This is a genomic window from Marinobacter salarius (assembly GCF_032922745.1).
Classification (GTDB): Bacteria; Pseudomonadota; Gammaproteobacteria; order Pseudomonadales; family Oleiphilaceae; genus Marinobacter.
Genome location: NZ_CP136693.1, coordinates 2,238,738 through 2,263,673 on the forward strand (window position 1 = coordinate 2,238,738; position 24,936 = coordinate 2,263,673).

General features: G+C 54.6%; 19 protein-coding genes. 7 read left to right on the top strand and 12 right to left on the bottom strand.

The window, feature by feature from the left end:
* Positions 1–4 precede the first annotated feature (4 nt).
* Positions 5–1,366 (top strand): DUF1329 domain-containing protein, encoded by a 1,362-nt coding sequence (locus R1T46_RS10370; protein WP_317308180.1) that lies wholly within the window; start codon positions 5–7, stop codon positions 1,364–1,366.
* Between the two features lie 287 nt (positions 1,367–1,653).
* A complete protein-coding gene (locus R1T46_RS10375) occupies positions 1,654–4,350 on the top strand; it encodes a LuxR C-terminal-related transcriptional regulator (RefSeq protein WP_317308181.1) in 2,697 nt (898 codons plus the stop codon).
* Between the two features lie 28 nt (positions 4,351–4,378).
* Here R1T46_RS10375 and R1T46_RS10380 read toward each other — a convergent pair whose 3' ends face one another.
* From R1T46_RS10380 to pilB, 11 genes are all read right to left on the bottom strand, one after another.
* Complete coding sequence (locus tag R1T46_RS10380; RefSeq protein ID WP_317308182.1) at positions 4,379–5,275, bottom strand: acyltransferase; 897 nt, start codon at positions 5,273–5,275, stop codon at positions 4,379–4,381.
* Positions 5,276–5,324: 49 nt separating this feature from the next.
* Complete coding sequence (locus tag R1T46_RS10385) at positions 5,325–6,251, bottom strand: glucosaminidase domain-containing protein (protein WP_317308183.1); 927 nt, start codon at positions 6,249–6,251, stop codon at positions 5,325–5,327.
* 78 nt (positions 6,252–6,329) lie between these two features.
* Positions 6,330–8,531, bottom strand: a complete 2,202-nt coding sequence (locus R1T46_RS10390; protein ID WP_317308184.1) for a hypothetical protein — start codon at positions 8,529–8,531, stop codon at positions 6,330–6,332.
* Positions 8,532–8,686: 155 nt separating this feature from the next.
* A complete protein-coding gene (locus R1T46_RS10395) occupies positions 8,687–9,241 on the bottom strand; it encodes a YfaZ family outer membrane protein (protein ID WP_317308185.1) in 555 nt (184 codons plus the stop codon).
* Positions 9,242–9,342: 101 nt separating this feature from the next.
* On the bottom strand, positions 9,343–9,531 hold the full coding sequence (gene yacG / locus R1T46_RS10400) for a DNA gyrase inhibitor YacG (protein WP_317308186.1): 189 nt from the start codon (positions 9,529–9,531) through the stop codon (positions 9,343–9,345).
* Positions 9,532–9,551: 20 nt separating this feature from the next.
* The gene (locus R1T46_RS10405; protein ID WP_407070164.1) at positions 9,552–11,912 is read right to left on the bottom strand and encodes a response regulator; all 2,361 of its coding nucleotides are present in this window, start codon (positions 11,910–11,912) and stop codon (positions 9,552–9,554) included.
* Between the two features lie 32 nt (positions 11,913–11,944).
* Positions 11,945–12,691 (bottom strand): tRNA (N6-threonylcarbamoyladenosine(37)-N6)-methyltransferase TrmO, encoded by a 747-nt coding sequence (tsaA, locus tag R1T46_RS10410; RefSeq protein WP_317308187.1) that lies wholly within the window; start codon positions 12,689–12,691, stop codon positions 11,945–11,947.
* Between the two features lie 5 nt (positions 12,692–12,696).
* Positions 12,697–13,299 (bottom strand): dephospho-CoA kinase, encoded by a 603-nt coding sequence (coaE, locus tag R1T46_RS10415; protein ID WP_317308188.1) that lies wholly within the window; start codon positions 13,297–13,299, stop codon positions 12,697–12,699.
* A complete protein-coding gene (locus R1T46_RS10420; protein ID WP_317308189.1) occupies positions 13,300–14,175 on the bottom strand; it encodes an A24 family peptidase in 876 nt (291 codons plus the stop codon).
* Between the two features lie 74 nt (positions 14,176–14,249).
* Positions 14,250–15,467 carry a type II secretion system F family protein gene (locus tag R1T46_RS10425; RefSeq protein ID WP_317308190.1) on the bottom strand — a complete coding sequence of 406 codons (1,218 nt, stop codon included), beginning with the start codon at positions 15,465–15,467 and terminating at the stop codon, positions 14,250–14,252.
* Between the two features lie 2 nt (positions 15,468–15,469).
* A complete protein-coding gene (gene pilB, locus R1T46_RS10430) occupies positions 15,470–17,185 on the bottom strand; it encodes a type IV-A pilus assembly ATPase PilB (RefSeq protein ID WP_317308191.1) in 1,716 nt (571 codons plus the stop codon).
* 310 nt (positions 17,186–17,495) lie between these two features.
* On the opposite strand from pilB, the gene R1T46_RS10435 reads away from it, so the two are divergent.
* The 5 genes from R1T46_RS10435 to R1T46_RS10455 all read left to right on the top strand — a co-directional run bounded on the left by R1T46_RS10435 (position 17,496) and on the right by R1T46_RS10455 (position 23,628).
* The gene (locus R1T46_RS10435) at positions 17,496–17,954 is read left to right on the top strand and encodes a pilin (RefSeq protein ID WP_317308192.1); all 459 of its coding nucleotides are present in this window, start codon (positions 17,496–17,498) and stop codon (positions 17,952–17,954) included.
* A 1,209-nt stretch (positions 17,955–19,163) separates the two neighbouring features.
* Entirely contained in the window at positions 19,164–19,592 is a 429-nt protein-coding gene (locus R1T46_RS10440; protein ID WP_317308193.1) for a pilin, read from the top strand.
* Between the two features lie 45 nt (positions 19,593–19,637).
* Positions 19,638–21,608, top strand: coding sequence for a hypothetical protein (locus R1T46_RS10445; protein ID WP_317308194.1), 1,971 nt, complete (start codon positions 19,638–19,640; stop codon positions 21,606–21,608).
* A gap of 20 nt (positions 21,609–21,628) precedes the next feature.
* The gene (locus R1T46_RS10450) at positions 21,629–22,495 is read left to right on the top strand and encodes a glycosyltransferase family 2 protein (RefSeq protein WP_317308195.1); all 867 of its coding nucleotides are present in this window, start codon (positions 21,629–21,631) and stop codon (positions 22,493–22,495) included.
* A 59-nt stretch (positions 22,496–22,554) separates the two neighbouring features.
* Positions 22,555–23,628 (top strand): UDP-N-acetylglucosamine 2-epimerase, encoded by a 1,074-nt coding sequence (locus tag R1T46_RS10455; protein ID WP_317308196.1) that lies wholly within the window; start codon positions 22,555–22,557, stop codon positions 23,626–23,628.
* Here R1T46_RS10455 and R1T46_RS10460 read toward each other — a convergent pair.
* Entirely contained in the window at positions 23,597–24,742 is a 1,146-nt protein-coding gene (locus R1T46_RS10460; RefSeq protein WP_317308197.1) for a glycosyltransferase, read from the bottom strand. The two genes, R1T46_RS10455 and R1T46_RS10460, sit on opposite strands and share 32 nt — an antisense overlap.
* Positions 24,743–24,936 lie beyond the last annotated feature (194 nt).

Genomic DNA, 24,936 nt, shown 5'->3' on the forward strand with positions numbered 1-24,936 from the left:
TTAAATGAAACTGAACAAGAAGCTACTGGCCACTGGCATCCTGTCTGCAACGTTGATTGCGGGTAACGCCTTTGGCGCGGTTTCCGCACAGGAAGCGGCCAAGCTGGGTGACTCGCTCACGCCAATGGGCGCTGAGAAAGCGGGTAACGGAGGCGCTATTCCGGCCTGGGATGGCGGTCTGACAACGCCTCCGGCGGGCTACAAAAACGATGGTATCTACGTGAACCCGTTCCCGAATGAGGAACCTAAGTTCACCATCAACCAGAGCAACGTTGACCAGTACGCGGAAAATCTCTCCCCTGGCCAGGTTGCGATGATCAAGCGTTATGACGACTACGTCATGCCGGTATACGAGACGCATCGTTCTGCTGCGTACCCGGAACAGGTCATGAAGGATACCGTTGACAACGCTACGACGGTGGAGCTGATCAAGGATGGTAACGGCCTGGGTAATTACCAGACGGCCACTCCATTCCCGATTCCGCAGAATGGTCTGGAAGTGATCTGGAACCACATCACCCGTTATCGTGGTGGCTCGGTCCAGCGTAACGTTGGGCAGGTCACACCAACCGAAGATGGTGCTTTCAGCGTAGTAAAATTCCAGGACGAACTGACATGGAAAACGTACCTGGAAGATTACGAGCCAGGGCAGGACCCGAACGTACTGTTCTACTTCAAGCAGGCCATTACTGCGCCTGCGCGACTGGCCGGTAACGTCCTGCTGGTTCACGAGACTATTGACCAGGTTGAAGAACCGCGTCGTGCATGGGTATACAATGCCGGTCAGCGCCGGGTTCGTCGCGCACCGCAGGTAGCTTATGACGGCCCTGGTACCGCTTCAGACGGCATGCGTACCTCCGACAACTTCGATATGTTCAACGGTGCGCCTGATCGTTACAACTGGGAACTGGTTGGAAAGAAGGAAATGTACATCCCGTACAATTCCTACAAGCTGGTCGACCGTAGCCTGGACTATGACGAGATCATCAAGGCCGGTCATATCAACCAGAATCTGACCCGTTATGAGCTGCATCGTGTCTGGCACGTGCGTGCCACCCTGAAGGATGGTGAGCGTCATATCTACGCCCAGCGTGACTTCTACATTGACGAAGACACATGGCAGGCAGCGGTGATCGATCACTACGATGGTCGTGGAGAACTGTGGCGTGTGGCTGAAGCGCACAGCATGCAGTTCTACGATCAGATCGTGCCCTGGTACGCCATTGAAACTCTTTACGACCTGCTGTCTGGCCGGTATCTGGTCCTGGGGTTGACCAACGAAGAGTCCAACCCGTATGAGTTCGGTGTTGACCGAAGGTCACGTGACTACACGCCTGCTGCACTTCGTCGCGCAGGTACGCGGTAAGTCGTCATTATCCGGGAGTGATCCCGGGTGGCTTAAAAACGGCGGGCCCTGGCCCGCCGTTTTTTTATTAAAGCCTTTGATTTTCCCCGATTGTTGGAAATCTGCCGGTGTTTTGTAACCTTCCCGTCAAATTTTTGCAGCCTACCCCTGATTTGGTTTAACCTCTCCCTACTAATACTAAAGGCGTACCCGATGCAGGGCGCCACAGCAACGACAAAGCAGAGATCACATTTGCCGGAAAAGGGCCCACCGGGCTCATAGATTCCGGGTTTTCAACGGGGCAAAGAGTGAAACCATTCGATGATGGCTGTGCGGCCAACGATGAGTTCCAGTCAACATTAGGCGGTGCTCATCGTGGTGAGTTGATCAGGGATTTGCTGCGCCAGCGGGTACGGATGCCGGAGCCCGTTCCGAATTATCTCAGAAGGCCCGCGCTAACCGAGAAGCTGACTGCCACCATAACGCCGGGGTCAACCCTGCTGCTGGAGGCGCCATCCGGTTTTGGAAAAACCCATGCCCTGAGTGCGGCGTTCCGTGAAACTTCCCGCACCCCTGAAACCCTTCGGTGGCTGGGCCTGACCGGGCAGGAAAACGATGCCGGGCGTCTACTGGCCTTGCTGGAAATTGCGCTGACCCCACCCGGTGCAACCTCCCGGCCGTCCGGGCAACAAAAAGCCTCCAGTAATACGGACGCGCTTGCCCTGTTACTGTCTGACCAGCATTGGAACACCCCGGCCGGCGATAGCGTACTGGTGATCGACAACGTCGGCACGGTGGTCAACCCAGCAGCCATCGCGTTGCTCCAGCAACTCGTTGCCAGCATTCCTCCTGGTCTGGCTTTGGTGATGGTGTCCAGAAAACCGTTGCCCTTTGAAACCCACACGTTTGAACTGGAAGGCCGATTCAACAGAATCGGCACCGACTCCCTCGAGCTGACACGGCTGGAAACCTTCGAGTTTTTCCACACATTGGTCAATCGAAACCAGTTGACCACAGTCGCCGTGGAGCACCTCAATTCGCTAACGGAGGGGTGGATTACGCCGTTGGGGCTGTACCAGCGGGAACTGGAATCCACACCGGAATCGCGATTGCCGATCCAGGAAACGTTCAGTGTGGAGCGTTTCCTCAGGGACGCCGTGCTGATCCACCTGACGCCTGGTCAACAGCGTTCCCTGCGAATCATGGCGGAAATGGAAATCGTGTCGGACGAACTGTTCCTGGCGTTGGCTGATGCAGGGTGTGATCACGCCTTTCGGCCTTCAGCGGCGTCGGAAAGCGGTATTCCCCTGCGCCCATTACCGGGGCGCGGGCGTTGGTACCGCTTGAATCCATTGCTCCATGACTGGTTGCAGACGCCTGCCCTGGACGGGTCGAGGGAGCGTGCCCTGAAGGCCAGCCGCTGGTTCAGCGAGCGCAACCAGTTTCCCGAGGCGCTGCGCTATGCCCTGGTCAGCGGCAACCTCGAAGAGTCGGTCCGGATAGCGTCGGAAGGCTCCGAGGCCTTGTTGATTGGACAGGATACCGCTTCGTTGCTGCGACTCCGCAGGTCGCTGCCAGCGGGGCTGCTGGAACGCAGCGCACGCCTGAAAATTGTCTACGGCTGGGTTCATGCCATTGGTGGCCAGTTCAGCCAGGCAAGAACGTTGATCAACGATCTGGATAACGGAGAGTACCCTGAGCTTGCCGGCCGAATCGACGCGCTCAGGGCCTTTATCCTCCGTGGTGAAGGCAGCGTTGATGAGGCGTTGGCGGTAGCGGACAGGGCCCTGCAGGCGGAAGAACTGTCTACTCAGGGCCAGTTGGTGACGCAACTGGTCAGGTCCAGTGCGTTGTGCGCCGCTGGCAAATTTGGCGATGCCAGGGAAGCCAACCGCATTGCCGCCAGGCTGGCCAGAGAGGCGGGAGACGCAGGCTCGGAGATTCTGGCAGTCTATGCCCACGCGCGGATCGAACTTGGAAAAGGCTCACTGAAGCACGCCGAGCAACTGTTGCGCACTGGCCTGGACACCGCCATGAACGAGTCCTCACGGCCCGCCCGTGTCGGCGAAACGCGCCTGCAGTTGAACCTGGTGATGGTGCTTTGGCATCAGGGGAGGCAAGCGGAAGCGGACCGCCTGCTGGTAACCTGCATCCGCCATGGCGAGCAGACCCGGGATCTTGGGTTGCTACTGGCCATGGCGTTGCGGGTATTGATCTGTCGCACACAGAACCGCATGGACGACGCGTTTGCCTGGATTGGTCGTGCCGAACGCACCATGCAGTCGTGGCAAGTGGATGAATCCGTGTACGTGCCTGTGCTTGAGGCCCTGAAAATCAGCGGGTGGCTGACACTGGGGCAGGCGGACACAGCGGCGCAGGCGATGGAACGGCTCAAACCATGGCGGGAAGTGAATTGTGTGCCAGAAATGTTCCCGATGATGCCGGGCATGCTGCAGTGCCTGCAGGCGCGGATCGAACTGGCACGGGGCGACGACATCAAGGCCGCTGAAACCGTCCGGAACATTCGTGATAATAGCGGTGATACACTGCCGTTCGGGCTGGATATCTATTCCAGGCTTCTGGAAAGCGTCCTTAGTTGGCGCCAGAAGGGCCCCGCCGCTGCCCAGAAAATGCTGGCCTCCACCATGGCCCTGGCGGGAGAGGAGCATTACATCAGCCCCTTCGCCGAGCTCAGGGGAGAGCTTCAGGAGCTGCTCGAGAAAACCTGGCCCCACTTACCGGATACACCGTTTGTTGAAGCGATAGGTACGCTGTACGGGCTCACCGACATGAAAGAGCAGGCGCCTCTCGCGGAACCGATCAGTGATCGGGAGCAGGGGGTTCTTGAGTTGATTGCCCAGGGGCTGTCAAACCAGGACATTGCCGACCGCCTGCACATCTCTCTGCATACGGTGAAAACCCATGCCCGTCGTATCAACGCCAAACTGGAGGTGAAGTCACGCACGCAGGCCATCGTCCGCGCCCGCGAACTGGGGCTGTTGTAGCTGTTGCCATAAGGGAGATCTAAGGTGCTCAGTTGGGCTGTTTCAGCTCGTCTATCAGGGCATCCTTTTCTTCCCAGATCTGGCTCACCCAGCGTTGGAAGTCTGCTCGCGTTTCACGGTTGTTTTCATAGTCCATGCCCAAGAACCGTGGCGGAATTTCCCGCCTTCGTATGTCAACCACAATCCGTTGGACCCGGCCACACAGATAATCCCAAATCCCGGACTTGCCGTTGGGGTACACGATGGTCACATCCAGCATGGTGTGCAGGGATGCGCCCATCGACTCCAGCACGAAGGCCGTGCCACCGGCGCGGGGCCTGAGCAGATGTCTGTGGGGTGAATTCTGGCCCTGGTGTTTGGCCGGCGTGAATCGCGTCCCTTCCATGAAGTTGAAAATGGTCACCGGCGTATAACGGAACTTCTCACAGGCGGCCCGGGTGGCTTCCACATCCCTGCCTTTCAACTCCGGGCGGCTGGCGATCTGCTCCTTGGTGTGGCGCTGCATGAAGGGGAAATCCAGCGCCCACCAGGCCACACCCAGTAAGGGTACCCAGATCAATTGCTGTTTGAGGAAAAATTTCAATAGTGGGATGCGGCTGTTCAGTACGTGTTGGATGGCGGGAATATCGGCCCAGCTCTGATGGTTGCAGGTGACGAAATACCAGTGTTCGTGACTCAGGCCCTCAGCGCCGCGGACATCCCACTCGATGTTGTGAAGCACGTCAGCCAGCACATTGTTGAAGCCAATCCAGACCCATGCGATGCGGTTCAGCACAATGGTGCAGCCTTTGCGAACCGAAGGGGTCGGGATCAACAACTTGATCACGGCAAACACCATCAGGATCGGGAATAACCAAAGGGTGTTAAGAACAATACAAAGCACTGCAAGCACACCTTTGACAGGTGTGGGCAAGAACCTGGACATTGACCGATGTCTCCGGAATGCGAATTAGCTTGGTTGTGTGATGGTGGGGTTAGCCTTCCCCACTGGTTTCGTCATCGCTAGCGGCACCGGGCAAGAGTACCTCTTCCTTGCTTGTCGCAGCCAGTTCGGACAGTTTGCGGGAATCGGATTCCTGAACAATAACCTGGAAGTCCTCATCGTAATAATCCAGATTGTTGTGGCGGATCATACTGCGAATTTCCTCCACATAGTCTTCGCCGCGTTCGGAATAGCCCAGCAAACCGGCGGCAAGACTTGGCCCACTAGCAATATCATCACGGTTACGAGCTTTCAGGCGAATGTCCCTGAGCAACTGGTAGGTCGGATGGCGATTCAGGTTCTGGATGTAAGAGCGCACGGACAGATAAGGTGAGGAGAAACTTGCCACTTCATGGCTGGCGCCCTCAACGCGCCCCCGGGGTACCAGGCCGCAACCCTGCGAGAAACACCATTGTCCGAACAGGTTATTGCCTCTGCGCGCAAAGCGGGAGGTGCCCCAGGCGGATTCATTGGCGGCCTGTGCCAGCACCAGCGACGGTGGGATTACATCAAGACGGTTTCGCAGGCGCCGGAACATGCTTTCGCTGGCGGGCTCTTCATCCACCCTCAGCCGTTCGGCCTGATTTTTCAGCCAGGTCAGTTCCGATTTACTGAGTTCGTCCTTGCTGGCCAGGCTGTCCAGGTACTCACGCTCGATCAGAATGCGTGAGTTTGCCAGCACAATACGTGGGTACAGAAACGAGAAAAACGCGGCCTTCTTCTCGGTGGTATCACGATAGGCGGAGAAATCCGGCAAGTCAGCTCGTGACCAGCCAGGGAGTGAAGGCAGTTTGGCCAGGGCGATATCCGAGTCTTCGTTGTCTCGGTCGTGGTCTGGGTCAGGGGTGTGCAGTGTGCCCCATAAACCAAAAACCACCAGCGGAACTATCAACCACAGCGCCCGGATACCAGAAGACATAAAACCTCTCGTTACAATCGATATGACAGCAATTATAACAGGTTATACGCCGACGTCGCCCGGGTGGTTTGCTGCCCGCTATTCTGGCAGGCGTGTCGCCATGAGCAACCCGAGCACCTCTTCCTGGCCGTCTGTCTGCCTGAGTTGCAGGAAAAACTGGTCCTGATCGCGGGTGAAAAAGCCATCCAGCGTCAGGTTGCCTGCGCTAAACGTGGCTGCTCCACTGTTGCTGGCTATGTACGCCAGGGAGACCGTTCCGGGTGACTGTGCCTGTGGAGTGGAAACGGATTCGGCATCGACTTGATGGATAATGTCGAGTGTCCGGCCCTCGAGACGAGCGCTGCTGGAAGACTCAATGACGAGCAAGGCATTATCGAAATGCGTCAGCCGGTTTCTGGCCTGCTCCATTCCCAGCCCCACGCCTTGAAGGCGGTAGCGCCCTTGGCCGGGCGGTGAGGTATTGGCCTGCTCGGCGGCCACCAGAATTCCGTCACCAATAGCATTGGTGTCCAGGTTGAAGGCCATCAGGGAGCCGTCTGGCGTTGACGCACCGACGGCAATATCCGGCTTCTCATCCAGGCCGGAGGCGCTATCACGGTCCAGATTCAGGCGTCCGTTGCTGACGACACGGTTTCCACTGTTTGGGTCATACACCCGCGACGGGCGCTCACTGATGACCCAGTTGGCATCCCGTTGGCCAGGGTTGTCCGCCGGTACGGAAACCGTGACGGTGCCCGTATTGTCCCTGCGCAGTGTGGTGGTCGCCATGGTCTGGGTGACGTCTGGGCCACTGATCTGCCAGTTCCCAATACCGGACTCCACCACAAAGGGCTCGCTTTCATCGCCCATGCGGGTGGACAGGTAAACCACGTTGTAGTCACGACCGTCCAATGTCTGCCGCTGGAACCCTTCTTTCCTTAGCAGGTTCAGTTCGAACACGGACAGGTAGTGATCTTCCAGTGTGCGTTCTCGTTTCAGCTCGCCGCTTTCGGAACGCAGTTCAATGGCTTTCCCGGCACTGAAATACCCACTAAGGACACGATCGGGCTGCTCGGTGCCGCCGCCGACATAGGCGTCCAGGAAATATGGATTGCGGGTCCAGCCGATGATCCGGGAGCTACTACGGCCGGTGATGCTCTGGTAGAGGGCCCGGCCGGCCAGCAGGCGAATGTCGTCCTCCACAGTCGCGGCACCGGGAGAGGAGGAATGGGTATTGAGATCCCAGGCCGGTCGGTCGAAGAATTCATTACCATCGGCGTGTATCAATGCCCGACGGTCATAGGGGATATCGCTGGCCAGGGACGTAACCCGAATATTGAAGGCGTCGAGGGAGGTTAACGTCATGCCCGGGTAAAGATAGCCGGTGCCGTTCTGGTCGGTAGTGGTTTCCTCGCGCGCGATACGCACGCCCCATTGGCCGGATCCGGCAATACTGGATTCGAGGAATGTCTGCCCCAGCTCCACGCCCCAGAACACCGAATGGTAATTCGCAGAGCTTGCCTCTATCTTGCCGGACGAGCTCTCTCCCAGAAGCGCATAGTCAGCCATGGCGTCGACATACCGGGCGAAGTCTCCTCGTTGCTCAAGCAGGGCGAGTGCGCCGTCGACATCCAGGGTGCCAGGTATGTTGATCTCAAAATCATGGACCTGGTCGGCGAGGGTGGGCCAAACGTATTTGTTCAAACAAAGGTTGCCATTGGCATCGTTCACACAGTCCATGATCTGGGAGAATTCACCAGAGCTGTAGCTGTCGAGGGTGTTGGCCACCAGGAATTCCGAAAACGGATTCACCTTCACATCCCGGTCCTCATCGGCAGCCAGCGATCGCATACGGCTGTTGCCATAGGTGGCTTCGATGACGACATTCGGCCCGATCGGTCGTCCATTTTCAAAACGGACAACCGTCCGCCCACTGTCTTCCCGGCGGGACCGGGTGTCTACAGAGGCGAGCGCGCGGAGGGTCTGGTCGGTTTGGTAAACCCGGATGGTGTCCGGTTCCACTATTCGCAGGTTGCGGCGGGTCAACTCTCCGCCCGGTGCAACCGATTCCGGCACCTCCATGGTGATTCGCACTTCATCTTCTGCCAGGCCGGACGCATTGTTGGAGTCACCGGTGGAGCCGGGTGTGAAGTCGTCGATCGCATTCTTTGTCGGCGGGAAGCTGTTTTCCCGGCCCGCCACGTCGTCGTTGGCGTCGCCACTACCGTCGCAGCCGGCCACCAATGTGAAAGTGGAGAGAGTGAAAACAGCGGCGAATGCCCGTGCAGCTAAGTGAAACATAGGGTTGTCCATGCCTGATAAACGTTCCCGGAGCGTGAGCCAGAAGTCTATCAAGTTGGCAAGGCACAAAGAGTGAGGAAGGGCACGAAAATGGGGAGTGGTAACCCCGCCCTGGTAGGGGCGGGCGGGGTAATGTCGTGAGGGTCAGGGCCGGATCAGAAGAAGATCTTCATACCGGCCATGACGCCTTCATCCAGGTTCAGGTCACCACGACCGTCAAATTCGGTGTTCAGGTAGCGGTAACCGGCAAACAACTCGGCGTTGCGGATAACACGGTAGCTGCCGCGAAGCTCGAGGCTGGTGAGGTCGTCGGAATCGCCAAAGGAAAGGATGCTGGGCGCATAGTGAAGCCCGCCAGTGAACGACAACCCGGGTACGTTGGGCACGTTCACGGTGGCAAAGCCGCCAAGAGCCACGGCGCCGCCGTCCAGCCGATCATCGTCCCAGCCAAAGGCGCGAACACCAATGCCCGCTGTGGTCGGCAGATTGCCAATGGCCGTGCGGCCCTGGGCGTGGAAATCCACGTTGCCGATGTGGCGGCTGCCTTCGTGATAGGTATAGCCGGTGCCTACCTGGAGGTCGGAATTGGTGCCGAAGAAGTTGACCTGGCCCTTGACCGAGTCGTTGGTCAGGCTCAGGTCCACATCGGAGGCGTATACAGGTGCTGCCGCAAGCGACAGAACGATAAGGGGGATTCGGGACGCTTTCATTCTTCGACCTTCTTAATGTTTGAATGTAACCGCCGGAATGTTAACGGTCCGGCTTTGGTGGCTCAACTTAAAACGGGTTAAGGGCGGGTTAATACGGGCGATCAATGGGTGGTTGTGTCGCCGCCCTGGTCCAGATCGTCGGGGGACGCATTTTCTGCAGGAACGCGGTATTCCTCATTGGCCCAGGCGCCCAGATCAATCAGTTTACAGCGTTCGGAACAGAAAGGGCGAAACGCGTTGTTCTCATTCCATTCCACGGACTTCTTACAGGTGGGGCATTCTACGTTCATGGTGGCCTTGTGTCGGGTATTCAGGTGGATGCGGAGGCTTGGCAGTATTGTTCCAGAACCGCCCGCAACATTTCAATATTGACCGGCTTGGCAACAAACGAATCCATACCCGCCTCGCGGCAGCGCTCCTCATCCTTTTCCATGGCGCTTGCCGTCAGCGCCACCACGGGCACCCGGTCGCGGCCGTGGTCCTTCTCCCACTGGCGAAGGCGGCGGGTGGCCTCGAAACCATCCACCCGGGGCATCACGCAGTCCATGAAAATCAGATCGAAGGGGTGCCATTGCCAGAGGCTGGAGGCGGCCTCGCCGTCGTTCGCCGTCATCACATCGCAGCCCAGTTTTTCCAGCAACCGGCGGGTAAGAGTGCGGTTAACCGGGTTGTCTTCCACCAGCAGAACCTTCATGCGCCCGCACGGCAACTCCTGGCGGCGGGTGTTGTCGCTCACCGCCTGCAGCGAGAAACGGGTCAGGAACCGGCGTTCATTCCGGGTGGAGTCCGAAAACAGTTGGTGCAGAATCGGTGTCAGGCACGATTCCCGCAGGGATTTGCTAAGGAAGGCATCGGCGCCGGCCTGGCGGAAATGCTCCGCATCCCCACGCTGGGGGTTGGATGACAGGATCAATAGCCGTGTATGGCCCCATTCCGGATTGCTGCGGATCTGGCGGCACAACAGGTCACTGTCCATATCCGGCACAAACCCGTCCAGCACCAAGGCATCAAAGGGTTCGTGGTTGTCCGAGGCCAGCCGCAACGAGGTCAGCGCCTCGCCGGCGGATTTTACGGCTTCAATATCCAACTCGTGGCGGGACAGCATTTCCAGGGTAATCTTGCGGGACAGTTCGTAGGAGTCCACCACCAGGATGTGTCTGCCGCGGATCATGCTGGTATCCGGTCGGCCGCGGGAGGCGCTTTCCGGCGCTACCTGCAGGGAGAGCTCCATCCAGAACGTAGAACCTTCGCCGGGTTTGCTCTCAAGGTCCAGGGAGCCGTCCATCAACTGAACTAGCTGGCGGCAGATGGTCAGGCCCAGCCCGGCGCCCGGCAGCTGGCGCTGAAAACGCTGGCCGAGTTGCACGTAGGGTTCATACACCAGGGGGATGTCCTCCGGGTTGATCCCCACGCCGGTGTCTTCAACGGCCATTCGCAGGCGCACATTGTTGTCCCGCCGCCCCAGCACCTCAATGCTGATCAGCACGTGGCCGGAATCGGTGAACTTGATGGCGTTGGATGTCATGTTCAGCAGGATCTGCCGCAGTCGCACCGGGTCGCCCTTCAGCGCCCATGGCAGGTTCTCGTCAATCCTCAACTCCAGTGCAAGGCCTTTCTCCCGCGCCCGGGCGCCCAGCATATGCACCAGATCGTTCAGCGTGTCGCGCAGGTCGAATGGAATGTCGTCCAGCACCAGCTTGCCGGCCTCCATACTGGAAATGTCCAGCAGGTCATTGATGATGGCCGACAGCCCCTCAGAGGCATTGAGCAGGGTATGAACGTACTCCCGCTGGTCCTGGTCCAGGGGGGTGTCTGACAAAAGGTTGGCGTAGCCCAGCACGGATTGCAGTGGAATGCGCAGCTCATGGCTAACATTGGCAAGGAACTGGTTCTTGGCGTGGTTCGCCCGCACAGCCTCGTCCCGTTCATCCTGGGACTGAATGGACGTCTGGCGTAGTGAGCGTGTGTCTTCCAGCAGTTGCAGGCGCATGGTGTTGAGTGCCTGTTCCAGCTCGCTCAGTTCGTCCCCCCGCTTGGGGCGCTTGCGGCGAAGCTTCAGCGGTTCAATCAACGCATCCAGGTTCAGCCGGGCAGCATAGTCCGCGATGGTTTCCAGGTGGCGGGAAAGGGTAAGCCGAACAATAACCAGCAGCCCCAGGGTGCCCAACATCACAATCATCGACTGGAACAGCAGCGTGAGCAGTGCCCGGTCCATCAACTCGTTGTAGACCGTTTCCACGGAAGAAGTCACAGTAAGTGTGCCCATCGCTTCCGGGTCGCTGATGGAAGCGCGGCTGAAAACAAGGGGAAACGACTGGGTGATCACCCGGCCATCGGGATAGGTGCCGGTACTGAATTCTTCGCCAGCAGCCGTGATCACTCGGGCGTGCTGGATAACCGGAATGGCCCGCATGTCATCCAGGCTGTTGGCCACCTCGCTGTAGTTCATCAGCCAGAGGTTGTTGCTCATACTGCCGGCAACCAGTTCCGCCGCGCGCTCCTGGGTGCTGCGCAACTCTTCCGTTCTGCGCTCGAACTCGCCAATCATCTGCACGCCCGTGGCAGCCAGCGACAGGATAAGGCTGAACAACAGAACGTAAACCAGCAGCCTGGCAGCCAGTGGCCGTACACCTATTCGTCTGAATAACCGGATCGGAGGCAAGGCACGCATTCCCTGTGTCGAAAAAACAACCGATCTGCAGTTTAACAGACCGTTAGCACTTCGACACGTTCCTGTGATTCATCATGGAAAAAGCGAAAGCGCACATTCAGATCGTACAGATGCGCCCCGTAGATTCGTTCTTCATCCCGGCCTCGCCGGAACGACGGGCGGGGATCATAGCTCACCACGTCTTCTATCAGGCCCCGAAAATCCGGGTACTGTTCCGCTGGCAAGGCCGCGAGCTGTTGCTCGGCCTCATCCAGGAACACCACGGGTAACCGCTCTGTGGGCGCCGAATCGGCCCAGCCCAGTGTGGCATCCGGCACCGAATCCGAGAACGGCAGATAGGGTTTGATATCCAGGATGGGCGTACCGTCAATCAAATCATGGTCACGGATTCGCAACACCAGCCGACCATCCGCATCCCGCATCAGCCCCTCATTGCGTACTACCGACAGCCCCAGGCTGTTAGGGCGAAACGGTGACCGGCTGGCAAATACCCCAATCTTTTTATTGCCACCTAGCCTTGGCGGCCGCACCACGGGGCGCCATTCCGCCCGAATGGCCTCATGAAACTGAAACGTCAGCCATAGGTGGCTCGCCGTCTCCAGCCCTCGAAACGCATCCTCCCGGTCGAATGGTGGCTCAATTACAAGGTCGGCATGTGCATAGCGGGTTAACCCCGGCTGGCGGGGCACACCAAACTTGTCCCGAAAACAGGAGCGGGTGAGGGCAATCGGCGCCAGCGTTAAGGCCTCAGCGGCCGGGCGGGAAGGGTGTCGGCTCATAAACGTCAGCGCCCGAAGGCTGCCAGAAACGTTTGGTGCAATGCTTCAACTTCTTGTTCAACATCGGCCATCGGCAGGTTGTTGTCCACCACGTTATCGGCTTTCTGAAGCCTTTGCTCGCGTGGCATCTGGGCCGCGATGATTCGCTCAACCTGTTCCCGGTCGTTGGTATCCCTGGCCATGGTTCTTTGGACCTGCACATCCACCGGCACATCCACCACCACGATTTTCTCAACCAACTCATGCTGGTCGGTTTCCAGCAACAATGGCGACACCAGCAGCACGTAGGGCAGGGCATAGCTGTCTGGATGCAATTGCCGCATCAGTTCTTCGCGGATTACCGGGTGCAACAGCCCCTCCAGCCAGGCACGCTCCTCCGGCGCATCGAATACGATCCGCCGTAAGGCCGACCGGTCCAGCCCGCCATCCGGCAGCAGAATATCCTGCCCGAAGTGCTCCGCAATCTTCGCAAGCGCCGGTGTTCCGGGCTCGACGACCTCACGGGCAACGTCGTCAGCGTCTACCCAATGTACACCCAAGGCCCCGAACAGCCGTGCAATCGTGGATTTGCCAGAGCCAATCCCGCCGGTAAGGCCTATGACTGCCATTCAGACCCCCAAGTAGGCATACCAGGCCGCCTGAATCTCGGTACCAAACCAGAGGCACAGCAGCCCCGCCGCCGCTAAATAGGGCCCGAACGGAATCGGCACCTCACGCCCGTGCTTGCGGAACACCATCAAACTGATCCCCACAATGGCACCAACGACAGACGACAACAAAATCACCGCTGGCAGCAACTCCCAGCCCAGCCAGGCGCCCAGCGCGGCCAACAACTTGAAATCGCCATGGCCCATGCCTTCCTTGCCCGTTACCAGTTTGAACAGCCAGTACACAGACCAAAGCGACAGATAACCTGCCACCGCGCCCCAGAAGGCACTGCTGAAATCTGTCAACACGCCGAAATAGTTCAGAATCAGCCCCAGCCACATCAGGGGCAGAGTCATGCTGTCTGGCAGCAGCTGGGTGTCAAAATCGATCACCGTCAGCGCGATCAACACCCACACCAGCAACAACGACCAAAGAGCAGCTTCTGTCGGCCCTATGACCAGAACGGTCACCACCGAAAACAGGGCGGTAATCGCTTCAATAATCGGGTAACGCGGCGAAATCCCGGATTTGCAGGAAGCACATTTGCCACCCAAAATCAGGTAACTGATCACCGGGATGTTCTCCCATGCGCGGATCTTGTGGCCACAGGACGGGCAGGTGGAAGCCGGCTTGGAGAGCGTGATCGGCTCATCACTCTTACGCTGCCCATCAGGAAGTTCCAGGAAATCCTCACACTGGCAACGCCAATCCTGCTGCATCATCTTTGGCAGGCGAAGTATCACTACATTAAGGAAGCTACCAATGCAGAGGGAAATAAAGACAACAACGATATAGAGAAGCCAGGGAGTGGCCAGAAACGTATCAAAGGAAACCATCAAAACTCTCAAGTAGCGCCATCAAAGCCCCTCTCCCCTCGCGGGAGAGGGGTTGGGGAGAGGGCGAAGGATAATTAAACCACCTGCCCCATCTGGAAGATCGGCAGGTACATACCGATGATAAGGCCACCCACCAGAACACCCAGAACCGCCATAATCATCGGCTCCATCAGGGCGGTCAGGTTATCAACCATATCGTCAACAACGCCCTCATAATGGTCAGCTACCTTCTCCAGCATCTCATCCAGATTACCGGATTCCTCACCAATAGAAGTCAGCTGTACGGCCATTACCGGAAATACGCCAGTAGTCTTCATGGAGGCCTGAAGCTGCGTGCCGCTGGATACGTCATCCTTGATTTTCATGACGGCATCACGGTAAACCGCGTTACCGGTGGCACCAGCAACCGAATCAAGGGCATCTACCAGGGGAACACCAGAGGCGAAGGTAGTTGAGAGTACCCGGCCAAACTTTGCGACGGCAGACTTATCCAGTATTTCACCAACCACGGGAAGTTTTAGTACATATTTATCAACAAAATCTGAGAACTTCAGTGATTTTTTCTTGGCTTCTTTGAAGAGGAAAACTGAGCCAACTATGCCCAGAAGTACAATAAACCACCATTTTTGCATCCATTCTGATATGCCAATGATGAACTGAGTGAATACAGGCAGGTCCGCGCCAAAGCCCTGGAACAGGCTCTCAAACTGCGGTACCACCTTAACCAGCAAAATAGCCGTTACCACGATCGCAACCACCACAACAGCGATGGGGTAGGTCATGGCCTTCTTGACCTTCTTCTTGAGGGTTTCCGTTTTCTCAAGATACATCGCAATCCGGTCAAGCATTTGCTCCAGCGCACCGGCCTTTTCGCCAGAATCCACCAGGTTGCAGTAAAGGTTGTCGAAATGCTTTGGGTGCCGGCGCAGGGCATTGGCGAAACTGGTACCTGAAGCTACATCGTTCCTGACAGCCGCAATCAAGTCTCTCAGCCCTTGGTTTTCCAAGCCATCGGTAACAATATCGAAGCTCTGTACCAACGGCACGCCCGCCTTCATCATCGTCGCCATCTGCCGGGTAAACATGGCAATATCGAACGGTGTAATCTTCTTGCTGCCGCCAAACAATGGTTTCGGTTTCTTCTTGACCCTGTCCGGAATAATGCCCTGTTTACGCAATTGGGCTTTAACCAACGCAAGGTTGGTACCGGATATCTCGCCCTTGGTTTTGCTGCCCTTGCGGTCTTTGCCTTCCCAGACGAACGCCTGAAGTTTCTGTGCTTTTTCTGCCATGCTTAATCCTTCGTCACGCGATTGGCTTCCTCAAGGCTGGTCACACCCTCAATCACTTTCTTGAGAGCCGACTGCCGCAAATTAGGGAAGCCCTCGGCCAGTGCTTGCTTTGCAATTTTAATCGAACTGGCCTCTTCCATAATCATGTTTGCCAGTTCGTCGGTAACCTTGACCACTTCGTATATCCCAACGCGGCCTTTATATCCTCCATTGCATTTATCACAGCCCTTGGGGCGGTACAACGTGAACCCTGTATCAATTTGTTCTTGTGTGAACCCTTCCGCCAATAGAAGGTCCTTGGGGACGTCGGCAGGTTGTCTGCAAGAGTTACACAGTCGCCGGCCCAGGCGCTGGGCGATGATCAGGCTCACGGACGTGGCAATGTTGAAGGCCGGCACACCCATATTCATCATACGGGTCAACGTTTCTGCCGCGCTGTTAGTGTGAAGGGTTGAAAGTACCAAGTGGCCGGTTTGCGCGGCTTTAATGGCAATATTTGCGGTTTCCAGATCCCGAATCTCACCCACCATGATAATGTCCGGATCCTGACGCAGGAAGGCACGCAGCGCCTCCGCAAAACCCAGGCCTACCTTGTTGTTCACGTTGACCTGGTTAACACCCTCCAGGTTTATCTCCGCCGGGTCTTCTGCGGTGGAAATGTTCCGTTCCGGGGTGTTTAGAATGTTGAGCCCCGTGTAGAGTGAGACCGTCTTACCGGAACCCGTCGGGCCCGTAACCAGTATCATGCCCTGGGGCTGTTCCAGGGCGTCCATATACAGCTTCTTCTGCTCTTCTTCATAGCCAAGCACATCAATGCCCAGTTTAGCCTGGCTCGGGTCGAGAATCCGCAGAACAATTTTTTCACCCCATAGAGTGGGCAGGGTATTCACTCGGAAGTCGATGGCTTTTGTTTTCGACAGCTTCATTTTGATCCGGCCATCTTGAGGCACTCGGCGCTCCGAAATATCCAGTTGCGCCATGATCTTTACACGGGCTGATATCTTTGGTGCCAGCTTGATGGAGGGGCGGGACATCTCCTTGAGAATGCCATCAGTCCGGTAACGCACGCGGTAGGTTTTCTCGTAAGGCTCAAAGTGAACGTCGGACGCACCGCCACGAATGGCATCAAGGAGCATTTTGTTCACATACTTAACAATAGGCGCGTCGTCTACATCTGTGGCAGCGACAACAGCGTCGTCTTCCTGCTCTCCCCCCTCGGTTTCCACGCCTTCAAGATCGGCATCATCCAGATCACCCATGGAGCTGTCTTGAGATTCAAGATATTTGTCTATCGCAGCGCGGAGTTTGGCGTCATCTACCAGAATGGCATCCGTGCTCAAGCCCGTATTGAACTTGATCTCGTCCAGCGCCTGAATGTTGGTCGGATCGGAAACCGCGATGAACAATCGATTTCCCCGTTTGTAGAGCGGCAGTGCATTGTGTTTGCGAATCAACTTTTCGTCGACGACCTTCTCCGGCATCATGTCCGGAAGGAATACCCCAAGGTCCAATACGGAAACGCCAAACTCCATGGCAGCCGAAAAGGCCAGGCCGCCACTGTTTGCCAGTTCGTTCTGTACCAGATAGGTAATAAGCGGAATCTTGTTCTGGGAAGCCTGAATAAAGGCATCTTTAGCCGTCGCCTCTTCCAGAAGACCGTCTTCCACAAATCGTCGGGCAAGCCCCGTCAACGTCACGTTGGAATTGTTAGTAGCCATAAAGGATTTAAGAATGCCGCCTAAGTTGCTGAAATTTTGTCAGGTGTGAATCACTCAGAGTTTAGATGGATGGAGTGGGTTTGGAAAGTCGGTGTTTGAGATAGGAGAGGTGACCAAAAACGTCACTGGTTGACGTTGACAGACATTGTGAGGCGCCTCTTAGATATGTAGTGTGTAAGGTCATGTTACTTCTAGATTGCTGATAGAGATAAGGAAATTGACAAAATGTTGCATTTGGCACGCACCATGCTTGTGACAGTGCAGGCTGCTCCTAACTGGAGTGTGACTGACGAAATTTCGGAGACAAATTATGAAAAAAGTTCAACAGGGTTTTACTTTGATCGAACTGATGATCGTTGTAGCGATCATTGGTATTCTGGCGGCGGTTGCTATTCCGGCTTATCAGGACTACACCATTCGTGCGCAGGTTTCTGAAGGTCTGAGTCTTGCATCCGGTGCGAAGACTGCTATGGCTGAATTTTATAACCAAACTGGGCGCTTCCCGACTGGCACGAATGCCAACGCATCTCTCGGCCTCTCAACTAATACTGATATTGATGGCTCGTACGTATCACAACTTGATGCGGGCACCAACACAGGAGGAGTTATTGAGGTCACGTATGGCAATGATGTGAACACTCAGATCGAGAACGCCGTTCTGGCAATCTCAGCGGTTACTTCGGCCGGTAGTATTCAGTGGACTTGCCGAGACGGTGGTTCTGGCGCTACTTCGCTTGAAGCTAAGTACCTGCCGACTAACTGCCGTTAATGATGGGGTGAAATCACCCAATGAATCCAAGGCCTGCGCGAATGCGGGCCTTTTTTTTGGTGCGCCAGGCATGGCGCGTAGCGCCTTGACGGGCGCTGTTCCGGTACAGGTGGTGCTGGCCGGATGACTTGGGGGTGCAAGTCCCCTGTGGGCCCGGCAAGGGTGTCCACCGCGAGGTGGAATCTGAAGGAAGCCGCAGGCAAAGCACTGGCCCGACGAACAGAAATCGCATTAGGCGGTCGCACCGGGTGAGACGGCCAATATCGTCAAAGCCCGATACTTGCACGGAAGGTACGGACGTAGATGCGGCGGGCATAAGTGTGAAGGTCACGCGTCTTACCCTGGGATCTCTGGTGGTCTGCCGCTGTGCTACTCACCTCGTGAGAGGTGGGGATGGGCCGCCAGAACTCAGCAGAGGCCATAGTAGGTGCGTTACCGCGTACTGAAGGGCTGAACCCACTATGAGTGGATAGTCGGATCTTATCTCTGATTAGAGCTTGCAGATGCCTCAAGCGAGGGCTCGCAACAAACGTGGACGAGGCGGAACCTCGAAGACAGTTGCAGTGCAAATCACTCTGACAGGCGGGAGATCAACGGAACGCAGCTCGCCCAGCAATGGGAGGTGGGAACCGCCGTGGTACGGAACCGTATGCCCGGTGGTGTGAGAGGACGGGGGAGGCGACTCCCCCTCCTACTCGATCGCCCGGTGGTACGAGCGCACTCTTGGAGGAACAAGTCCTCCTGTAAGCTGGGCCATAGCGAACGAAGTGAAGCGCGGTTGCAGAAGAGAGGGATCGAACGTTGGGGGAGCTATGGATCGTGAACCGATGGACAGGAACGGGAGAGCACAGGCATCCCGAAACCGGACGGAAGTGAACCGGAACTGCGCAGCTGTAATTGACCGTCTGAATAGATGTGTGAACGACACCGGCATCATCCTGTTGGCCAAGTCGTAGGTCCCTTGGATATGCCTCTTGACAGGCTGGGGGTGAGGAGCCCTTGAGTCACCGTTGGTAGAATAACAATTGAGATGCCACCAGCAATTTGCTAGGGGTGAAGAAGCTCTGCGATAGTTGCCAGTTTCTGACGTTTGTGGTCAAAAATGGCAATTTGTAGGCAGTGGATGAAATTGTAACACATTGATAATAGGGTATTTGTTTTGGCGCGTGATGTGCTTGACTCGTTGTACTGTGGTAGAAGGATGCAAGCATGTCTAGTATTAAGGGTTTTACGCTTATAGAACTGATGATCGTCATTGTGATCGTTGGGATCCTGTCGGCACTGGCTATTCCGGTTTATCAGAACTATGTAGCACGTGCCCAACTCTCTGAGGCGATGACGATTTCCGGGGGTATTAGAAGTGAGATTGCCAGTACCTTTATGGGGACGACTGGGACCTTTGTCGGAATCGATAGCGGATCAAGCGGTATCCCTGTTGCCGCGGATGTCCAGGGCAGTTACGTTGAGTCAGTCTCTGTTACTGATGGTATTGTTTCAGTTACTCTTGGAAATGAGGTGTCGGGATTTCTGAGCGGTGAAATTCTCACATTAACCCCTACGACAACGCCGGGCGACACAATTATCTGGAGTTGCTCGTTTACTGGCAGCACTCGCTACCTGCCTCAAAGTTGCCCATAATAGACAACTAATTGTTACAACCATATTTTTTCACAGGTATTACGCTTGTCTCTCAGCCGTTACACATCGCCTTTAGCGGCCCTAAGCTGGTCCTTCTTAATTCTGCTTGGCTTTGTAGTCTATTATCCCGGGTTGTACGGAAGCTTTATTTTTGATGACTACCCTAATCTGAAAACCTTAGGGTTATATGGTGGCGTCACCGATTGGGAAACCTTTCATTCATTTGTTTTTGGTGGATTTTCTGGTCCCACCGGCAGGCCAATATCCCTCCTTACTTTTTTGCTGGATGCTAATAATTGGCCAGCAGAGCCGTATGATTTCAAGTACACCAACGTAATGCTTCATCTTTTGAACGGAACGCTTTTGTTTGCGGTGACTCTGCAAATTTTGCGGCTTCGGGAGTCGCTTGCCTATCAGCAATGCATTTGGATCGCTGTGATGGCGGCAGGGCTATGGTTGCTCCATCCATACTTGATTTCAACCACGCTGTACGTGGTTCAACGAATGGCGATGCTATCGGCAACGTTTTGTCTCGTTGGCATCTGTTTGTACCTGTATGGCCGGTATAGATTGACGGTGAGCCCGATAAAAGGGTACGCCTTTATGACGATAGGTGTGGGTTTAGGGACGGTCCTCGCCACATTTTCAAAAGAGAACGGTGCGGCCCTTGCTCTCCTGGTGCTATGCCTTGAAGTGACAGTTGTTAGCGCCAACAGTGAGATTTCGCCACTCAATCGGCTCTGGAAGTGGGCGGTTCTTATCATTCCGTTTATTGCGCTTGGTTTATTATTGTTAAAAGGGCCGGTTACGGGGAGCTGGTTTCAGGATTATGGAACAAGAGATTTTTCACCATACGAACGGGTGCTGACACAATTCAGGGTTGTTTTGTCTTACCTACATAGCTGGTTTGCTCCAAGTTCTTCTGGAGGGCAGATATTCTATGATGATCTCGTGACTAGCCGCGGCTTCTTCACGCCGTTTACGACTATTATCTCTGTTGCGTTGGTCGTTGGCCTGATTAGCATTTCGATCATTAAGCGAAGGGTTTGGGCGGTCACGTCGTTTGCTATGCTTTTCTATTTCGCTTCTCTTGTCATCGAGTCTACAACGATCGGTCTCGAGATGAAATTTGACCACCGCATCTATCTGGGCAGTTCGTTTCTGTTTCTTCCGATTGTATTGTGGGTGTCTCAAAGTCTGAAGCCGTTTTTGAAAACGGCCCTAGGAGTTGCAGTTATCTCTATGATGGCGGGGCTTACATTTTCAGCATCCATGTTGTGGGGAGACTATCAGAAACTAACAATGGTGTGGGCGACTCAAAAGCCTCATTCTGTCCGTTCCCAGACAGAAGCAGCACAAATGTTGTTCTCGCGGGGGCAAGCGCTTGAGTCGAGAGGGCTGCTTAATCAGGCTGCGGAACGGATCCCGGATGATTTCCGATTGCGACTCACGCAGGTGCTAGTTCAGTGTATGGTTGGGGGCGCTAAGCCTGAAGATCTCATGGCAGTGAAGTCACTCTCGGAGTCGGGTCCCTACAGGCACACTGATTTTAACCTTTTAAACAGCCTGTTAACCAACGCATCAAAGGATAGCTGTCAAGGGATAACATTGCAGGACGCGTTGGTAATCACGGAAAAATTACTGAATAGTTCGTCCTATACGTCTCCCAACGCGTTGGCATATGCCCACCTGCATTACTACTATGGATTGGCCTTGCTACAGGCCGGTGAGCGCAAAAAAGGGTTGGTAATGCTCGATAAAGCACTTGAATCCCGCTCGTCCCTGCATATGAGAATGAATATTGCGGCTTATAAGGCCAGTGCCGGACTTTATGAGCAAGCACTGAAGGATGCACGCTTTGTTGCAGAAAGGCTTCAGTCAGGTGAAATAATTGGACGTGCAGCTGTGGAGTCTCCACCTATCGATGAGGTTGAGCATTTTATCCAGGTAGTAGAAGATGACATCGCAGGCAACAAGCTGCCGCCTGAAGACCAAAGCAAGCCTGGGTTACATTAATATCTGAGGTAAACGCGCACATGGAAGCTTCTGTGGTTATCCCCGCAAAGAATGAGTCGGGTTCATTGCCCTTACTGATAGAGAAGTTACTGGCTTTGCCTGACTTGAAAGAAATTGTTGTTGTTGATGATGGTTCAACTGATGGCACGGGTGACATCGCAGAAAAGCTCGGGGCAAAAGTTGTTCGTCACCCCTATTCAAAAGGCAATGGGGCCGCAATCAAGAGCGGAGCAAGAGCTGCATCAGGAGATGCGCTTCTATTTATGGACGCTGATGGACAGCATTCCCCAGAGGATGTTCACCGCTTGTTACAAAAGCTCGATCAAGGGTTTGATATGGTCGTAGGTGCCCGTCAGGTGGGTTCTCAGGCGAGTTTGGGCAGAGGCTTTGCCAACAAATTTTACAATCGGCTGGCGAGCTATATGACGGGACAGAAAATCGAGGACCTGACTTCAGGATTTCGAGCAGTCAGGCGTCAGAAATTTCTAGAGTTTCTATATTTGTTACCAAACGGCTTTTCGTATCCTACGACTTCAACAATGGCGTTTTTTAGGGCAGGTTACACGGTTGGATATATACCCATTGATGCGTCCAAGCGTTTTGGAAAGAGCCATATTAAGCCGATACGAGATGGGGTGCGTTTCCTTTTAATTATTTTTAAAGTCGGCACATTATACTCTCCTCTAAAGATGTTTTTGCCAATCGCGTTTGGTTTGTTCATTTTGGGTGCCGGATACTACGGGTATACCTTTTACTATTTTGGAAGGTTTACGAACATGAGTGCATTGCTTTTCACTACATCACTTACCGTATTTCTGGTCGGATTGGTTTCGGAACAAATTACCGCATTGATGTACTCTGGAAGTGATCAAGATCACCAAGGTTGAAGCGTTAGTTTCCGCAAGCTGCGGTCGTTTGACCATCTCTCCCTCTCCAGGCTTTTCCTATGATCCACATTCTAATTGGCACCAAGGCGCAGCTCATAAAAATGGCGCCAATCATGAAAGCGCTTCAGGAGAGGGGGGTTCCCTATAACTTCATTCATTCAGGTCAGCATCAGGAGACCATGGCTGGCATTCTCGAGGACTTTGGGCTTCCTGAGCCGGATTCATACATCGTAGATGGCCCAGATATAAAAGTTAAGGTTCAGGTGCCTAGATGGCTCTATCGTTGTGAAAAACGGACTAGACGTTTCTCAGACTGCTGGGCTGGTCGTAGTAAAGGTAGCAGGGATATTGTGTTGGTGCATGGCGATACGCTTTCTACTCTGGTAGGGACGCTAGCGGCAAAAAGAATGGGCTTCGAATGTGGCCATGTAGAGAGTGGTCTCAGGTCATTCAACGTTTTCCATCCGTTCCCAGAGGAGTTGGTGCGCCTCATGACTTTCAGGTTGGCGGATGTGCTGTATTGTCCCGATGAGGCTTCAATCAGCAATGTTGGTTCATACGGTAAGAGGATGGTTCATACTCAGGGCAATACCATGTTTGATGCCACACGTCTCGCCATTACAATGCGACGCCAGACTGGCCTTTCTGACTACGGAATTGTCTCAATTCACAGGTACGAAAATATTTTCCGTACTGATCGTTTGAGGTGGATTGTGGAGAGTATCATTGAGATTTCACGTGACCACAAGATTCTTTTTATTATGCATCCACCCACTGAGCAGCGGCTTAGAAGTTCTGGGCTTTATAAGCGTCTTGATGCCGAGCCGGGAATCGAACTTCGAAAGAGATTGAGTTACTTCGAGTTTGCAGGTGTACTGGCTCGGGCGCGATTTCTAGTTACTGACGGAGGTAGTAATCAGGAGGAAAGCAGTTATTTAGGGCTGCCATGCCTCGTAATGCGAAAGGGCACTGAGCGTAAAGAAGGTATTGGCAAAAACGTTGTGCTATCCAACTACTCAAGGGAAATAATCTTAGAATTTTTTGAGCACTTGGAAAAGTATCGCACACCACCTTCCCCATGTCAGGCCAGTCCATCTGAAATTATCGTTGACGATCTCGAGCCATACTACTAGCTTGCTTTGTCATATCATCACAGACTTGAGCCGCTCGGCTCGTCCAGGTATGCTTTTTTCTAAGCTCGACCAATTCCTTTTTCTTTTGTTGTAGTAGCTCAGGCTGTTCTGCCAATTCTTGAAGAAAGTCAGCAATATCCTCTGCGTTTCTGACCCAGCCAAGGCCTTCTGAGTCAACTCTACGAGCAGTTTCATCACCGGAGCTACACAGTATAGGCAGCCCAAAGCCAATTGATTCATAGACTTTAGTTGGTACCGCAAAATCTAGGTAACTATTTTGATACCTTACAATCGTAAAAAGATCACTCTCGCTATATAGTGGTACGAGCTCTTTGCCTGACCGATGAACGATGTTGATTCGATCAGTGAGATAGGCCTGATATACACTGTTCACTTTGATCCATTCTTTTTCTCGGCAGCATATTGTTAGTGATACGGGTGACTCGGTATGTTGAACAGCGATCAGGAGTGGTCTTAGATCGTAGGTAGGTGGTTCGATACCACCTACATAGAATAATTTGAGAGTGCCGGAGTGCTGGGAGTAATCGATAGTTCCCGTGATTTCAGCGCCTGGTGGTAAGCCCCTGATATGGTTAAATTGTTCGATCCAAGGTAATTTCATGCCCATGGCCTCCGAGGGGAGGTACAGCGTGTGTAGATATCTCAGATGCCACCACCAGTCGTACCAGTAAAGGGGGACCGTGATTATACGCCCCCACCATGGGAGCATTTCACGGTAGGATTTGTCTCGCCAATATGCGTCTCTGTAGAACATTGAAACTTGAATGCCGCTTTTGTGGCAGAACGCAAGGAATCGATGGTCGACGAGCGGGTGAAGTGGCAAACGATGACTTTCAGACATCGCGAACGGGACAGTTAGATTCTCCGAATACACGAAATCAAAATGTTCGCCCTTCAGTATCCGTTCCCTGATGGTGTGCATGATTGCTGAGCGAACTTTGGCGTCCCCAGTAACCTCCACCACATCAGCGCCGAGATCTTTGAATGCATTAAGCATCTTGTAGGGACGAACTTGACTTCCGGAAAGGCCGGTATCGGTAATAGGACGAGGATGATGATAGATGATCCTAAGCTGCGAATAATCTCTCGCCATGACGTCCTCTAGTTACTGTGATTTGCGCAAGTTCTTCACGGTCTAAGTAACCCAGAATCCACCCGAAGCCTGTATCTGCCAACAAACAGCAGGAACCGGTTACCGTGCCCGCAGCCACGAGAAAACAGAGGCTCTTAGCTCATCCTTGCGATAATTTTGCTGTGTTGCGGTATTATACTCATAATAGACAATAG

Coding starts and splice junctions, on each gene's coding strand:
- R1T46_RS10370 (WP_317308180.1), top strand. CDS start 5: ATGAAACTGAACAAGAAGCTACTGGCCACTGGCATCCTGTCTGCAACG.
- R1T46_RS10380 (WP_317308182.1), bottom strand. CDS start 5,275: ATGTCCAGGTTCTTGCCCACACCTGTCAAAGGTGTGCTTGCAGTGCTT.
- R1T46_RS10385 (WP_317308183.1), bottom strand. CDS start 6,251: ATGTCTTCTGGTATCCGGGCGCTGTGGTTGATAGTTCCGCTGGTGGTT.
- R1T46_RS10390 (WP_317308184.1), bottom strand. CDS start 8,531: ATGTTTCACTTAGCTGCACGGGCATTCGCCGCTGTTTTCACTCTCTCC.
- R1T46_RS10395 (WP_317308185.1), bottom strand. CDS start 9,241: ATGAAAGCGTCCCGAATCCCCCTTATCGTTCTGTCGCTTGCGGCAGCA.
- yacG (WP_317308186.1), bottom strand. CDS start 9,531: ATGAACGTAGAATGCCCCACCTGTAAGAAGTCCGTGGAATGGAATGAG.
- R1T46_RS10405 (WP_407070164.1), bottom strand. CDS start 11,912: ATGCGTGCCTTGCCTCCGATCCGGTTATTCAGACGAATAGGTGTACGG.
- tsaA (WP_317308187.1), bottom strand. CDS start 12,691: ATGAGCCGACACCCTTCCCGCCCGGCCGCTGAGGCCTTAACGCTGGCG.
- coaE (WP_317308188.1), bottom strand. CDS start 13,299: ATGGCAGTCATAGGCCTTACCGGCGGGATTGGCTCTGGCAAATCCACG.
- R1T46_RS10420 (WP_317308189.1), bottom strand. CDS start 14,175: ATGGTTTCCTTTGATACGTTTCTGGCCACTCCCTGGCTTCTCTATATC.
- R1T46_RS10425 (WP_317308190.1), bottom strand. CDS start 15,467: ATGGCAGAAAAAGCACAGAAACTTCAGGCGTTCGTCTGGGAAGGCAAA.
- pilB (WP_317308191.1), bottom strand. CDS start 17,185: ATGGCTACTAACAATTCCAACGTGACGTTGACGGGGCTTGCCCGACGA.
- R1T46_RS10435 (WP_317308192.1), top strand. CDS start 17,496: ATGAAAAAAGTTCAACAGGGTTTTACTTTGATCGAACTGATGATCGTT.
- R1T46_RS10440 (WP_317308193.1), top strand. CDS start 19,164: ATGTCTAGTATTAAGGGTTTTACGCTTATAGAACTGATGATCGTCATT.
- R1T46_RS10450 (WP_317308195.1), top strand. CDS start 21,629: ATGGAAGCTTCTGTGGTTATCCCCGCAAAGAATGAGTCGGGTTCATTG.
- R1T46_RS10455 (WP_317308196.1), top strand. CDS start 22,555: ATGATCCACATTCTAATTGGCACCAAGGCGCAGCTCATAAAAATGGCG.
- R1T46_RS10460 (WP_317308197.1), bottom strand. CDS start 24,742: ATGGCGAGAGATTATTCGCAGCTTAGGATCATCTATCATCATCCTCGT.